Origin of the sequence: Petroclostridium xylanilyticum (assembly GCF_002252565.1) — a bacterium.
GTDB classification, from domain to species: Bacteria; Bacillota; Clostridia; order SK-Y3; family SK-Y3; genus Petroclostridium; species Petroclostridium xylanilyticum.
Map to the genome: position 1 here is coordinate 192,659 of NZ_NPML01000004.1, position 15,637 is coordinate 208,295.

The 15,637-nt window shown below is 34.7% G+C and carries 15 protein-coding genes; all 15 read left to right on the plus strand.

Annotated elements, in window-relative coordinates; genetic code table 11:
- Positions 1–51: 51 nt before the first annotated feature.
- The 15 genes from rnc (at position 52) to ylqF (ending at position 15,597) form a co-directional block, all read left to right on the plus strand.
- Complete coding sequence (gene rnc / locus CIB29_RS02885) at positions 52–768, plus strand: ribonuclease III (RefSeq protein WP_094546582.1); 717 nt, start codon at positions 52–54, stop codon at positions 766–768.
- A 10-nt stretch (positions 769–778) separates the two neighbouring features.
- Entirely contained in the window at positions 779–1,879 is a 1,101-nt protein-coding gene (locus CIB29_RS02890) for an elongator complex protein 3 (protein ID WP_094546583.1), read from the plus strand.
- A gap of 68 nt (positions 1,880–1,947) precedes the next feature.
- Positions 1,948–2,208 carry a stage V sporulation protein S gene (locus CIB29_RS02895; protein ID WP_094546585.1) on the plus strand — a complete coding sequence of 87 codons (261 nt, stop codon included), beginning with the start codon at positions 1,948–1,950 and terminating at the stop codon, positions 2,206–2,208.
- 113 nt (positions 2,209–2,321) lie between these two features.
- Positions 2,322–5,888 carry a chromosome segregation protein SMC gene (gene smc, locus CIB29_RS02900; RefSeq protein ID WP_157910189.1) on the plus strand — a complete coding sequence of 1,189 codons (3,567 nt, stop codon included), beginning with the start codon at positions 2,322–2,324 and terminating at the stop codon, positions 5,886–5,888.
- A gap of 33 nt (positions 5,889–5,921) precedes the next feature.
- Complete coding sequence (gene ftsY, locus CIB29_RS02905; RefSeq protein WP_094546705.1) at positions 5,922–6,833, plus strand: signal recognition particle-docking protein FtsY; 912 nt, start codon at positions 5,922–5,924, stop codon at positions 6,831–6,833.
- Between the two features lie 9 nt (positions 6,834–6,842).
- On the plus strand, positions 6,843–9,542 hold the full coding sequence (locus tag CIB29_RS02910) for a UPF0182 family membrane protein (RefSeq protein WP_094546589.1): 2,700 nt from the start codon (positions 6,843–6,845) through the stop codon (positions 9,540–9,542).
- 91 nt (positions 9,543–9,633) lie between these two features.
- Positions 9,634–10,002: a YlxM family DNA-binding protein gene (ylxM, locus tag CIB29_RS02915; protein ID WP_094546591.1), complete on the plus strand. Its 369-nt coding sequence runs from the start codon at positions 9,634–9,636 to the stop codon at positions 10,000–10,002.
- A 24-nt stretch (positions 10,003–10,026) separates the two neighbouring features.
- Positions 10,027–11,364: a signal recognition particle protein gene (gene ffh, locus CIB29_RS02920; RefSeq protein WP_094546593.1), complete on the plus strand. Its 1,338-nt coding sequence runs from the start codon at positions 10,027–10,029 to the stop codon at positions 11,362–11,364.
- A 75-nt stretch (positions 11,365–11,439) separates the two neighbouring features.
- Positions 11,440–11,712, plus strand: a complete 273-nt coding sequence (rpsP, locus tag CIB29_RS02925; protein WP_094546595.1) for a 30S ribosomal protein S16 — start codon at positions 11,440–11,442, stop codon at positions 11,710–11,712.
- Between the two features lie 21 nt (positions 11,713–11,733).
- Positions 11,734–11,964 carry a KH domain-containing protein gene (locus CIB29_RS02930; protein WP_094546597.1) on the plus strand — a complete coding sequence of 77 codons (231 nt, stop codon included), beginning with the start codon at positions 11,734–11,736 and terminating at the stop codon, positions 11,962–11,964.
- Positions 11,965–12,049: 85 nt separating this feature from the next.
- On the plus strand, positions 12,050–12,562 hold the full coding sequence (gene rimM, locus CIB29_RS02935) for a ribosome maturation factor RimM (protein ID WP_094546707.1): 513 nt from the start codon (positions 12,050–12,052) through the stop codon (positions 12,560–12,562).
- Positions 12,562–13,293, plus strand: coding sequence for a tRNA (guanosine(37)-N1)-methyltransferase TrmD (gene trmD / locus CIB29_RS02940; protein WP_094546599.1), 732 nt, complete (start codon positions 12,562–12,564; stop codon positions 13,291–13,293). The genes rimM and trmD overlap by 1 nt, the downstream gene beginning before the upstream one ends.
- A 108-nt stretch (positions 13,294–13,401) precedes the next feature.
- Entirely contained in the window at positions 13,402–13,746 is a 345-nt protein-coding gene (rplS, locus tag CIB29_RS02945; RefSeq protein WP_094546601.1) for a 50S ribosomal protein L19, read from the plus strand.
- A 297-nt stretch (positions 13,747–14,043) separates the two neighbouring features.
- Positions 14,044–14,655 (plus strand): signal peptidase I, encoded by a 612-nt coding sequence (gene lepB, locus CIB29_RS02950; protein ID WP_423241283.1) that lies wholly within the window; start codon positions 14,044–14,046, stop codon positions 14,653–14,655.
- Between the two features lie 84 nt (positions 14,656–14,739).
- Positions 14,740–15,597, plus strand: a complete 858-nt coding sequence (gene ylqF / locus CIB29_RS02955; protein WP_094546603.1) for a ribosome biogenesis GTPase YlqF — start codon at positions 14,740–14,742, stop codon at positions 15,595–15,597.
- Positions 15,598–15,637 lie beyond the last annotated feature (40 nt).

The following is a 15,637-nucleotide window of genomic DNA, read 5'->3' on the forward strand; positions in this document are numbered from 1 at the left end:
GGTATGTAGTTTTAACTGTTGGTCAAGGGTTGTTGAATAGTGGAGGAAATTATGAATGTTGATAAACAGCTAAGTGAAAATTTAGAGTTTTTTCAAAGAACAATTCACTATAGGTTTAAGAATATTAATACGTTAGTCATAGCTTTTACACATAGTTCTTATGCAAACGAAAATAGACACAGTGATATCATCAGCAATGAACGTCTTGAATTTCTGGGTGATGCTGTACTAAATATTATTATCAGCGATTACATCTATAGAAATTATCCTGACCTGCCTGAAGGTGAACTTACCAGGATAAGAGCCAGTGTTGTATGTGAACCCTCTTTAGCCCAATGTGCAAAAAAACTTAATATCGGCAAGTTCCTTCTGTTGGGAAAAGGTGAAGAAATGACAGGCGGCAGAGAAAGGATTTCAATTCTTTCAGATGCTTTTGAAGCTATTTTAGCTGCGATATTCTTAGATGGCGATTTAGAAGCAGCAAGACAATGGGCTTTAAGCCAATTGGAGCCTACTATCAAAGCAGCTGCTCAAGGAACTGTATTTAGAGATTATAAGACTCTTCTTCAAGAATATATCCAAAGAAATGGTGAAGAAAGAATTGAGTATGAAATAGTAAAAGAATGCGGTCCTGATCATAATAAAGAATTTTATGTAGAAGTAAGGCATAGCAATAAAGTAATTGGTACAGGAAGTGGCAAAAGTAAAAAAGAGGCCGAACAAAATGCAGCAAAATATGCCCTGGAACAGTTGCGTCTGACTATATAAGGAGTATATCATGTCTAAAAATCACTATATCATTCCCATTTTTGTACCGCATAAAGGATGTCCATTTGATTGTATTTTCTGCAATCAGAAAAAAATAACCGGAGTACAGGGCGATATATCTGCCAGTCAGGTTGTAAAAACAATTGAGGAATATATAAAAACAATCTCCAATAAAGATGCTGATATCGAAGTTGCTTTTTATGGCGGAAGCTTTACCGGAATCCCTATCCAACTTCAAAAAAAATTATTAGAAGCCGTACAACCCTTTAAAAATAGAAACATAATTCATCACATACGGCTTTCAACGTGTCCAGACTATATAGACATAAATATTTTAAAATTTTTAAAAGAATTTAATGTAACCATCATAGAGTTGGGTGTCCAATCGATGGATGACGAAGTATTAACTTTAAGTTGCCGGGGGCATAACCGTGAAGATGTTATTAAGGCAGCATCAATGATAAGGGAGTCTGGGTTTACTTTAGGATTACAAATGATGATTGGACTTCCGGGGGATACAGTAAAAAAAATGTATTATACTGCAAATGAAATTATCAAGTTAAAACCTGATATGGTTAGAATATACCCTGCCCTGGTTATAAAAGATACAGAGTTAGAATATTTATATAGAATGGATAGGTATAAACCTCTAGAATTAAAAGCTGCAGTCCAAATATGTAAAAAATTACTTATTCTATTTGAAACAAACAGCATTCAAGTCATCCGGATAGGATTACAAGCTACTGAAACCATCACACAAGGAAAAGATGTTATTGCAGGTCCTTTTCATCCGGCATTTAGAGAATTAGTTGAATCAGAAATAAAGCTAGATATGCTGGAGTGGGGGATAAGGCAGTTTTCAGAAATTCCACATGAACTTGAAATACACGTAAACCCTAAAGCTGTATCGGAAGTTGTAGCTGTAAAGAAAAAAAATATAAAGTATTTAAAAAACAAGTTTAAATTTTCTAAAATTACTATTATTCAGGATATGGAACTGAAGAGGGATGAAATGATAGTGAAACATGGTATAGAGAGTTGCAATATTTCTAAAAAAAATTTTTTTAACACTATTAAAAATAGAAGGAATTTTATTGCAAATATAGAATAATATTAATATTATTTATTTTGGATCTAAAAATTACATAGTCACTCAATCATTAAGGGAGGTTTTTCAAAGTGGAAGTACTAAAAGTGTCAGCTCAATCTCAACCTAAAGCTGTAGCGGGTGCACTGGCTGCCGTTTTAAGAGATCATAATGTCGCTGAAATCCAGGCTGTTGGTGCAGGAGCAGTAAATCAGGCAGTAAAAGCGATCGCAATCACCAGAGGTTTTGTAGCTCCTAATGGTATTGATTTGGTTTCAATTCCAGCTTTTTCCGAAGTAAACATCGATGGTGAAGAAAGAACTGCTATTAAATTCATTGTTGAAGCTCGATAAAAATACCTCCAGTGACGATGGAACAGCCATCGTCTTATTTATTTTATTCTTGTTGCTATTTTAGAATTTTATGTTAAAATGATAGTAGTTTAAAAATTACGGGGTGTTTTGATGTGTATCTTAAAACATTGGAAATCCAAGGGTTCAAATCTTTTCCGGATAAGGTGGTACTGGAATTTGGACATGGAATAACGTCTATTGTCGGTCCTAACGGCAGCGGAAAAAGTAATATTTCAGACGCAGTACGCTGGGTGTTAGGAGAACAAAGCGTTAAAATTTTACGGGGAAATAAAATGGAAGATGTAATTTTTGCAGGGACTGAACTAAGAAAGCCCGTTGGTTTTGCAGAAGTATCTTTAACACTTGATAACTCAAGTAAAATACTGCCCATAGATTTTAATGAAGTTACTGTTACCCGAAGAGTTTATCGTTCTGGTGAAAGTGAATATTACATCAATAAATCTGCCTGCCGTTTAAAAGATATTCATGAATTATTTATGGATACGGGTTTGGGAAAAGACGGATATTCTATTATAGGTCAAGGTAGAATAGATGAGATTCTCAGTGCAAAATCAGAAGATAGAAGACAGGTCTTTGAAGAAGCTGCAGGTATATCTAAATATAAGTTCAGGAAACAGGAAGCAGAAAAAAAATTGGAATTAACCCGTCAAAATTTATTACGGCTTAAAGATATTATTAATGAACTGGAATTGCAAATTGACCCGTTATGGGAACAGGCTGAAAAGGCAAAAAAGTTTTTAGAATTAAGGCAGGAGTTAAAGGTATTAGAGATAAATGTCTATTTAGATACTATTGAAAAATTGAAAAAAAGCTTAAATGAAATCAATAAAGATTATGATATAATATCTTCTCAATTAACAGACAATCAATCGGATTTAAAAAAATTAGAAAATCAATTAGAAGAACTTTATGCTCACGTTAAAGTGCAAGACAAAGAAATAGAAGAAATGCGAAATAACTTACATAACGCTCAGTCCGGTATTGAGAGATACCAAAATGAAATTAACATATTAAACAATAATATTGAAAATAATGAAATTAACATAAAAAAAATTGAATCGGATATGAAAAATATTAACAGTAAAATAACTAATTTAAAGCAAGAATTGGCGGATAAGGAATCATTACTGCAAAATTTGACCAACAGTCAAAAAGAAATGCAAAGTACTATTCAACATTTAGAAATGGAGAATCAGAAAATAATTCAATCCATTGAGATTGAAAATTTAACGATAGATTCTTTAAAAAGTGAAATAATTGAGAAAATGAATGAGATTTCTGAAATCAAAGCTAGGATAAATAGTCTTAAGGTTTTGGAAAACAATTTTATGGATCGAAAAAAGGCCATTAATAAAGAAGTGGTTGAAAAAACCGGGTATATTGAAAACTTAAGTGAGCTAATAAAAAAACTGGAAGCGGATTATGAATTGACAACCTCTGAAATTATTAATAAGAAAGAAACAATAAAGAAGTGCAATATTGAACTCGTAAACAGCCGGCAGCAGTACAGCAGCCTTATCAATAAATATAACCAATTGGTGTCATCAAGCAAAGAAAAAATATCCAAAAAGACATTGCTTGAAGAAATGGAAAGGGATTTTGAGGGATACAGCAAAAGTGTTAAACAGGTGCTGGTTGAATGGAAAAAAGGAAAGTTAAAAAATCTAAAAATTCACGGTGTTTTATCACAATTAATAAGCGTTCCCAGGCAATTTATTACGGCTATTGAAGTTGCTTTAGGTCCAGCAATGCAAAATATCGTAGTTGAAAATGAGCAGGATGCTAAAATGGCGATCCGGTTTTTAAAATCAAATCAGCTGGGGAGAGCGACTTTTTTACCTATCTCTTCTGTTGGAGGTAATGTCCTGGACGATAGGGGAGGAAAGATTTCAAGCTTTCCCGGCTATCTGGGTATTGCTTCACAAGTTGTTAGTTTTGATAGCAGGTATCAGGGAATTGTTAATAGTTTACTTGGAAGAGTCGTTATCGTTGATAATATTGATTCCGGCATTAGAATGGCCAGGGAATTTGGATATAAATTCAGAGTCGTAACAATTGAAGGAGAGGTTTTAAACCCGGGAGGTTCTTTAACCGGGGGCAGTGTAAATAAGATAAACAGCTTTTTGAGTCGTGCAAAGGAAATTGAGACATTAAACGAAGAAATTACGGATATTCAGCGTGTCATAACCGATATAAGCAAAGAAATGGATGAAAAGGCCGCTGCGATTAAACAACTTGAGGACTATATACAAGAAGTTGAAAAAAGCTTGAAGGAATTTGAATCCCGGCATATAACTCTGGAAGCTGATATAAAACATAATACCTCTTCACATCATAGCCTGCTGGAAAACATTAAAGCACTGCAAAAAGAAAATGAACAGTTAAATGAGCAGATTGATAATACAATGAATGAAATACTTAAGTTTTCGGATAATATAAAAGTACTTCAAGACGAAATAAGGCAAACCGAAACAATCATTACCCAAAAACAAGTTGACAATAAAGCTGAAATTGAAGCGAAAGAAAATTTAAATCAGGCTATATTGGATAAAAAGATTACTTTGGGTTCAATTAATAAAGATATAGATGTTACATATGAGCGAATAAAAGTGCTTCAGTATGAAATGGATGACTATGAGAATAATAAAAAAGAAAAAAAACTTGAATATACGGCTCTACATAAACAGAATGAAATTTTAAGGGGGCAAATAATAGATAAAAACAAAGAAATTGAGGGCCTGGAAAATTCCATAAAAACATTGCAAAATAGAATAGAACAGTTTTTAAAAGAAAGAAATAATGCTGAACAAAACATAAGTGCCTATCAATCAGCCATCAAGGCAAAACGGGAAAATATTTCCCTGCTTCAAGAGGAGTTCCATAGATTGGAAAACAAAAAAATGAGAACTGAAATAGAATTAGAGAATTATGTAAATAAACTTTGGGATGACTATGGACAAACCTTTACAACAGCACTGGAATATAGAAAAGACATTGGAAGTGTCAGTCAGGCGCAAAAGCAAATAAATACTTTAAAAAATGAAATTAAAGACCTTGGCAATGTGAATGTTAATGCTATTGAAGAATACAAACATGTAAAAGAGAGATATGAATTTTTAAGCAAGCAAAAGAATGACCTTGAAGAAGCGGAGGCCGGGCTGGTAAAAGTCATAAATGATATGCTTCACCTAATGAAAAAGCAGTTTTCTGACCAGTTTAAAGTAATCAATGAAAATTTTAATATAGTTTTCAGCCAGTTATTCGGGGGTGGCAGAGCAGAACTTAGACTTTCCGATCCGGATGATGTACTGGAGAGCGGCATAGAAATTGAAGTCCAACCTCCAGGTAAAAAATTACAAAATTTAATGCTCTTGTCCGGGGGCGAAAAAGCGTTTACTGCTATCGCATTGTTATTTGCTATTCTTAAGGTTAGGCCTACACCTTTCTGTATTTTAGATGAAATTGAAGCAGCCTTAGATGATGTAAATGTATATAGGTTTGCCCAGTATTTAAAGCAGTACAGCCAGCAGACGCAGTTTATTGTTGTAACGCATCGAAGAGGAACGATGGAGGTTGCCGACATATTATATGGCGTTACCATGCAAGAACGTGGGATATCAAAACTAATATCACTTCAAATGGATGAAGTAGCAAGCTAGAAACGGAGGATTATTATGGCAGAGGAAAAAAAGGTGGGTTTTTTTGCCCGATTAAAAGAAGGATTAACTAAGACACGTAATTCTATTACTGAGAAAGTTGACCAGGTTTTAAAAACATTTAAGAAAGTAGATGAAGAATTATTTGAAGAGTTAGAAGAAGCATTAATTACGGCAGATATCGGGGTTAATACCTCCATGGAGATCATTGATAAGCTGAGAAAGTTAACCAAGGAAAAAAAGATATCTGACAGTTCCGAGGTTAAAGGGTTGTTAAAGCAGATTATTGCCGAGATGCTATCATCAGAGGAAAGCCATTTAAATGTTTCAGGTAATCCGGCAGTAATTATGGTTATCGGAGTAAATGGAGTTGGTAAAACTACATCTATCGCAAAAATTGCTAACAAACTAAAAAATTCCGGTAAAAAAGTACTTCTTGCAGCGGGAGATACCTTCAGGGCAGCTGCAATAGATCAATTAGAAGTATGGGGAGACAGGATTGGGGTAGATGTAATTAAACACCAGGAAGGTGCAGACCCGGCAGCTGTAATATATGACGCCATTCAAGCAGCAAGGTCCAGAAAGATGGACGTAGTTATCTGCGATACTGCAGGAAGACTACATACAAAAAAGAATTTAATGGAAGAACTTAGAAAAGTTTTTAAAGTTATTGATAGAGAATTGCCTGATGCTGACAGGGAGGTGTTATTAGTACTGGATGCTACTACCGGACAAAATGCTGTTAACCAGGCGAAACTATTCAGCGAGGTAGCAGAAATTACCGGAATTGTCCTTACCAAACTGGACGGAACTGCAAAAGGCGGTATTGTTATTGCTATTAAATCTGAACAAAACATACCTGTCAAGTTAATTGGCGTAGGTGAAAAAATAGATGATTTACAGGAGTTTAATCCAACTGAATTTGTAGAGGCAATTTTTGCAGAGTGAGGTGATAGTATGATATACGATTATTACAAAGAACAAAACAAAAGAAACTATATACGCCGGCTGGTTGTTATACTTACACTTGTATCACTGTTTATGGTTTTAGGGTTGTTCTTTAGCATATTTACTGAATATATCCAGATTTATGAGATTGGCAAAAGATTTACCAGTGTATTTTGGATTAATTTTAACGTAAAATTAGTAGTACAGTTATCCAGTTTTTTGATTGTGTTTTTTATATTTTTTATATCTACAATCATTATAAGGGCGAATATGCTTGCCAGGGACCCTTCACATGAGATTTTAAAAAGAATTATGCCTATTTTGCTTCTGAGTTTTATTATTTCATTTGTGGCAAGCACCTTCATAAGGGATACTGTTTATAACCGTTTTTTATTATTTGCAAATGCACTGCCTTTTAATAAGACCGACCCCATTTTCAACCAGGATATAGGATACTATATATTTCAGAGACCTTTTTTAATTTCCTTGGTAGAAAGCATATTGGGAGTATGGATATTTCAAACTTTATATACTTTTATACTATATATTATTTTTTACAGCGGCATAGGTTTTAGGTCTACCAGTGATATAATTCATGAAAAGGGCATTGTACTGCATAACTTGATTAATATTATCGTCCTTTTCCTCATTAAAGCTTCTACCTATAGATTTGAATCGGAAAGTATCCTATATTCAACGATTGGTGAGGTAGTGGGAGCGGGATATACCGATATTAATGTATGGCTGAGATATTATAGAATTGCTCCCATTCTTTTAATCGCAATTGTTATTACAACAATTATCCTTTTATTCAGGGCAAAAATTAAATATTCTATTTTAACCATAGCAATTTTTCCCGTCGCCTGGATTATTGTACTTTTTATTGCTGGCATGGTTCAAACCTTGATTGTATCTCCCAATGAGGTTGCCGTTGAGCAGCCCTATTTAAAACACAATATTGATTATACAAGAGCTGCTTATAATCTCGAAAATATCATTGAAAAAGAATTTCCGCTAAAGAATGATTTAACCATGCAAGATATCGCTCAAAACAGAGTTACAATAGATAACATAAGAATTACTGATTTTCCTGCTACACTAACAGTATTAAATCAATTGCAGGGAATAAGAAACTATTATCGTTTTACTGATACGGATATTGCCACCTATAACATTAATGGTTCTCCAACGGCCGTATTTATTGGTGCCCGCGAACTATATAAAGAGAATCTGGATGAGTCTGCTAAAACCTATATAAATAAAAAATTCCGCTTTACACATGGATTCGGGGTGGTTATGAATCCCATCAATAAAATTACTGAACAGGGACATCCGGATTTTATAATAAAGAATATCCCTCCTAAATCTGCAGATGGTGTCCCTCAGGTAGCACAGCCCAGGATTTATTTCGGCGAACTGACCAACGATTATGTGATTGTAAATGCAAAAAACCAGAAAGAATTAGATTATTCAGAAGGTCAGGATGATGTAGAGTTTGTGTATGATGGGAAAGCAGGGATTAAATTAAATTTTATTAACAGGATGATTTTTTCTTTAAAATATGGCGATTTAAGAATGTTAGTCTCCGGTTATATTACTCCTGAGAGCAAAATATTATTGAATAGGAATATTCTAAAACGTGTCCAAAGAGTGGCCCCGTTTTTAGAATATGATGATGACCCATATATTGTTATTACAGAAGATGGAAAATTAAAGTGGATTATAGATATCTACACAACATCCAATTATTACCCTTATTCACAACCCATCGGAAACATCAATTACATACGTAATTCGGCAAAGGCTGTGGTAGATGCCTATGACGGTACTGTAGAATTTTATATTACCGACAGGTCTGACCCAATCATAAATGTATATAATAATATTTATCCGGACCTATTTAACAAAGATAAATTACCCGAAGACATGGCTCAACATATTCGATATCCTGAACAGCTGTTTAAAATTCAGGCACAAATATTTAGAAAATATCATATGACCAACCCGGTAGCATTTTATAATAAGGCTGACCTATGGGAAATTTCACAGGAAAAATATAGAGGGCAAAGCAAAAATGTAGATCCCTATTATAACTTAATGAAACTTCCGGATATCAGCACCAGGGAAGAACTGATTTTAATGATTCCATATACACTTGTTAAAAAGGAAAATATGGTTTCATGGTTAGCGGTAAGGTCGGAGGGAGATAGCTATGGTCAGATGGTGCTTTATAAATTCCCCAAAGGAATTAATGTCTATGGCACAATGCAAATAGAAAATAGAATTGATTCCAATCCTGACATTTCCCGTGAATTATCCTTATGGGACCAGGGGGGATCGTCGGTTATCCGGGGAAACCTGCTTGTTATACCTATAAATAATTCCCTGCTTTATGTGGAACCAATATACATTACAGCTGCTAATGAATCTTCTTTGCCTGAAGTAAAAAGAATTGTTGTGGCGTATGGCGACCAAATCGTTATGGAACCCACCCTGGAGAGGGCACTAAATGTATTGTTCGGCGGCGCACAGCCTGTTGTCCCAAGCAAAGGTGAAAGCGTAAAAGATATCATTGAGAAGGCATTAAAAACCTTTCAGGATGTGAAAGCTTATACGCGGGAAAATGACTGGGAGAATTTTGGCAAGGCCTTTAAGCAATTGGATGACATTATGGATATTTTACAAGAGAGAAAAACAGAAATTCAATAAAATGTTCTTGACAAAACTATTGAAATCGTTTAAAATTCTTGTGTAAAGGTTAAGACCTTTACACAAGAATTTTAATTTAAAGCGTGGTAAAATGAGTAAGAATTTAGAAATTAGTATGCTTTTTGATTTTTATAAAGAGCTTCTTACTGAAAAACAGGCTGATGTGATTGATTTGTATTATAACCAGGATTTATCTCTAGGTGAAATAAGTGAACATTTGAATATTACCCGGCAAGGTGTAAGGGACAGCATCAAAAGAGGTGAAAAACTTCTTTTTGAATTAGAAGAGAGATTAGGTTTAGTAGAACGATTCCTGCTTATACAAGATAAAATTCAACTAGTAAACAGCACGATACAAGAAATTGAATTGATAAATAACAAAAGATTATTTTCCAGTGAATTAAAAGATAGGATTAATACAATAAAAAACATATTGAATGATATCATTGAAAAAGTATAGTGTTCTTAGATTGGAGATGTTTGGATGGCTTTTGAAAGTTTGGCATCAAAATTACAGGAAACTTTTAAAAAGTTAAAAGGTAGAGGAAAACTTACAGAAAAAGATGTAAAAGAAGCCATGCGGGAAGTTAAGTTAGCTTTGCTTGAAGCTGATGTTAACTTTAAAGTTGTAAAGGATTTTGTCAATAAGGTTTCTGAAAGGGCAGTAGGTTCAGAAGTCTTAGAAAGCCTGACACCCGGACAGCATGTTATAAAAATTGTTAAAGATGAACTTACTGATTTAATGGGAAGTACCCAAAGCAAAATTGTTTTTGCCCCCAAACCGCCAACGGTATTGATGCTTGTAGGGCTTCAAGGTGCGGGTAAAACAACTACTTGCGGTAAACTGGCAGCAGTATTAAGAAAACAAGGGAAGAAGCCTTTATTGGTTGCAGGAGATATATATAGGGCAGCTGCTATTAAACAGCTGCAAGTTGTCGGTAATCAACTGGATATACCTGTTTTTACCATGGGAGATAAAAAAAGTCCTGTTGATATTGCTAAAGCAGCAATTCAATATGCCGGCTCAAATGGTAATGATCTGGTAATTATTGATACTGCCGGCAGACTCCATATCAATGAAGAATTGATGGAAGAACTGGTCAATATAAAACAAGCCATAAAACCGACTGAAATACTTTTAGTTGTTGATGCCATGACAGGACAGGATGCTGTTAATGTCGCCGAGAATTTCAACCAGAAATTGGGGATCGATGGAGTAATACTTACCAAGTTTGATGGTGATACCAGGGGTGGAGCTGCTCTGTCTGTCAGGGCAGTAACCGGCAAGCCCATCAAGTTTGTAGGAATGGGCGAAAAGTTAAGCGATTTGGAACCTTTTTACCCTGATAGGATAGCATCCAGGATCCTTGGAATGGGGGATATATTAAGTCTCATTGATAAAGCACAAGAGGCTTTTGACCAGAAGAAAGCACTTGAGTTGGAGAAGAAAATCCGGGCACAACAATTTACTTTTGATGATTTTTTAAACCAATTAGAGCAAATGAAAAATATGGGCCCTTTAGATCAAGTTTTGGGAATGATCCCTGGCATGAACCAAAAAATGTTAAAGAATGTTGAAATAGACGATAAGCAGTTAGCGCATGTTGAGGCTATTATAAAATCTATGACAAAAAAAGAAAGAGAAAATCCTTCAATTATAAATTCAAGCCGGAAAAAAAGGATTGCAAACGGTAGTGGAACAAAGATACAGGATGTCAATAATCTATTAAAGCAGTTCGAACAGATGCAGAAATTGATGAAACAATTTGGTGATCCTAAAAAACTGAAAAAAGGTAAAATGAGGTTCCCGTTTTTCGGGTAGCTATATCACTATATAAATAACATTAGATATATTATATACTATGAATTTCCTATACTGTGAAGGAGGTGAGAAACAATGGCAGTAAAAATAAGATTAAGAAGAATGGGTGCAAAAAAGGCTCCTTTTTATAGAGTAGTCGTTGCTGACTCTAGATATCCCAGAGACGGAAGATTTATTGAAGAAATAGGTACTTATAATCCTTTAACTAATCCTGCAGATGTAAATATTGATGTAGATAAAGCAGTAAAATGGTTAAAGAATGGTGCACAGCCTACTGATACTGTAAAATCCTTATTAAAAAACAATGGAATCATGGCAAAATTTGAAGAGGCTAAAAAGAATGCTTAAACCCTTTGGAGGTGTATTTAGTTGAAGGAATTATTAGAGACTATTGCAAAATCGTTGGTAGACCATCCATCAGACGTATTTGTTAATGAAGTAGAAGGAGAACAATCTATCATCCTGGAACTCAGGGTAGCCCAGGAAGATATGGGAAAAGTAATAGGAAAACAGGGTAGAATTGCTAAAGCGATTAGAACTGTAGTGAAAGCTGCTGCCACTAGAGAGAATAAAAGAGTAATAGTCGAGATTCTTCAATAAAAAAGTGGGGAGTGGGGAGTGAGGAATGGGAAGTAAATCTTTCTGGGTCCGAAGTTCTTCACTCCTGATTTTATGCGGAGGAAATATGAAGTGCGAACAGCTTGAAATAGGAAAAATAATTAATACTCATGGTATAAAAGGAGAGGTAAAGGTATTACCCTTGACAGATGACCCTACCCGCTATGAGGAATTGGATTGGGTTTATATAAAAAAAGATGATAAATTGGAAAAATTAATCATTGAAAATATCAAATATCAAAAAAATAATGTTATTATCAAGTTTGAAGGCATTAATTCAATGAATGATGCAGAAAAGCTGAAAAATCTGATGTTGATAATAGACCGGGATATGGCGGTAGAATTACCTGAAAATACTTATTTTATTTGTGATTTGATAGGAATGGAAGTTAAAACACATGAGGGAGAATTGCTTGGTAAAATACAGGATGTATTCCCTACCGGAAGTAATGATGTATATGTAATTAAGAATTCTTCAGGAAAAGAAATATTAATACCTGCGATTAAAGATGTTATACTAGAGGTAGATATTGATAATAATTTCATGATTGTTAAACCTCTTGAAGGGTTGATAGAATAATGCGGTTTGATGTACTTACGCTTTTTCCTGAAATGTTTGAAGCAGTTCTGGGAGAAAGTATAATAGGTCGTGCCAGAAGTAGAAACATTATTGAACTTAATTTTATAAACATCAGGGATTTTTCAGAAGATAAGCACCGTAGAGTAGATGATTACCCCTATGGCGGCGGAAGTGGAATGGTGATGCAGCCAATGCCGATATATAATGCTTATAAAAGTATTATTAAGGATTTATCTCATAAGCCAAAGGTTATATATCTCACTCCCCAGGGAAAGGTGTTTACGCAGTCATTTGCTAAGGAATTAGCAAATGAAAAACATTTAATTCTATTATGCGGGCATTATGAAGGGATAGATGAACGAATTATTGAAGAAATAGTAGATATTGAAATATCTATAGGTGATTTTGTATTAACCGGGGGAGAAATCCCGGCAATGGCTGTAATTGATGCAATATGCCGGTTAATTCCGGGAGTCTTGGGGCAGGAAGAATCCTTTAGAGATGAGTCGCATTTTTCAGGACTTCTTGAATATCCTCAATATACGAGACCGCCGGAATTTCTTGGTAAAAAAGTACCGGAGGTACTTTTGTCCGGTCATCATGCCAATATACAAAAGTGGCGCAGGGAACAATCAGTTATTAGAACTTATATGAAGAGACCTGATTTACTTGAAAAAGCACCATTAAGTGATGAAGATAGAAAACTACTTAATAACATAAAAAAGGATTAAAAAAGTATTGTATTCTTACTTGCAATATGATATACTAATTTAACGTGTAGAACGGACGGTCCGCTGTTGAGAATTTCGGCATGAACGTCTATGAAGGAAGGAGGGCTAATGATGGATATCATTAAGGCTTTACAGGCAGAACAGTTAAGAAATGATTTACCGGAACTTGTAATCGGTGATACTGTTAGAGTATATGTAAAAGTAAAAGAAGGAAATAGAGAAAGAATTCAGATGTTCGAAGGAACAATCATCCGTAAGAAACATGGTGGAATTCAAGAAACTTTTACCGTTAGACGTGTTTCCTATGGGGTAGGTGTAGAAAGAACTTTCCCTGTACATTCTCCTAAAATTGATAGAATAGAAATTGTACGTAAAGGTAAAGTTAGAAGAGCGAAGCTCTATTACTTACGCAAACGTGTTGGAAAATCAGCAAAAGTTAAAGAAAAAATATAGCAAAACAAAAAGGGACTATCAAGTCCCTTTTTGCTATTGAATAATTTTAAATGTTTAATATATTAACCCTGACTAGAAATAACGATATAGGGAATTTTAATAGTAAACAAAGTATATGATATTTACTATATAAGTATTACTAAGTACTTTACATTGTCTATTTTAGTTCACAGTTCACGGTTCACAGGATTTTCTTGGCTAATTTCTGTGAACTGTGAACCGTGAACAAAATAACAATAATGTAGCATACTTAGTGTTATTTATATAAGTTTAAAATTCAGCTACATGGAGGCAGATATGGATAAAGAATCCTTTGATATACAAGCCGATGAGAACAATGTTAACGATGAAGCACTGCACAGTTCAACTGCTAACCGGCAGTTCAACATAAAAAAAGAAATATTGGAATGGGTACAAGCCATTGTAATTGCACTAGTTATTGCACTGGTTATCCGGACTTTTGTATTTTCATTAATAAGAGTAGATGGACATTCGATGGTTCCTACTCTTCAACATAATGACCGGCTCATTGTAACCAAATTAATGTATAAACCTCAACAAGGAGACATCATTATTCTTAGACCGCCAATGCACAAAAATACGCCTTTTGTTAAAAGAATAATAGCATTGCCGGGACAGACCGTCGATATCGATTTTAAAAAACACAAAGTTTTGGTCGATGGTGTTGAACTGAAGGAACCTTATATTAATGAGCCTACAGTACAGCGGGGAGATGTAAAATTTCCTGTTGTTGTACCTGAGAATACAGTATTTGTTTTAGGGGATAATAGAAATAATAGCCGGGATAGCCGGTACAGTGATGTTGGAATGGTTCCATACAAGTCAATCATTGGGAAAGCTGTATTCAGGATATGGCCGTTAAATAATTTTGGGTCAATATATAGATGAATGGGAGGTTAGTATGAAAATATTTCGAACTTTAATGTATTTTCATCGTTTTTTGTGCCGAGATTATCTGGCGTGGTGGCTAATATGAACATACAATGGTATCCGGGACATATGGCAAAGACACGGCGAATGATTCAGGAAAATTTAAAGCTAGTGGATATGGTCATTGAACTTGTTGATTCTCGTTTACCATTAAGCAGCCGTAATCCGGACATAGATAATATTTTGGGCTCTAAGCCCAGACTGCTTATAATGAATAAATGTGACCTTGCGGACCCTGCAGTAAATGCTGCCTGGGTACAATGGTTTCATGATAATGGTATTAATATCCTTTTAGTAGACTCTATCACAGGAAAAGGGTTTAATGATATACATAATGTTTCAAGACAAATTCTAAAGGAAAAAATCGAAAAGGAAAAAAGCAAGGGAATCGTAAACAGGGCAATTAAACTAATGGTAGTAGGTATTCCTAATGTAGGAAAATCTTCATTTATCAATAAATTTGCCGGAAAGGCCAGTGCAAAAACAGGAGACAGGCCGGGAGTAACCAGAGGCAAACAATGGATTAGATTAAAAAATGGCTATGAATTATTGGACACACCAGGTATACTATGGCCTAAATTTGAAGACCCCGAAGTTGGAAAGAAACTGGCTTATACAGGAGCAATTAAGGATGAAATTATAGATATTGAAGAATTAACATGCAGCTTACTTGAATTTTTAAGAGACTACTACCCGGAAAAATTGAAAGCAAGATACAAGTTAGATAATATTGCAGAATTAAAAGGATTTGAATTGTTACAAAATATCGGTAAAAATAGGGGATGTATCGTAGCCGGGGGAGATGTGGATACTTTTCGTACTGCAGGAATTATTCTTGATGAATTCAGAGGTGCAAAAATTGGTAACATCTCTCTGGAAAAACCTGAAGGCCTATGTTAAAAATTTAAACCGTCTGAAACAAAAGCTGCTTAGAAAACTG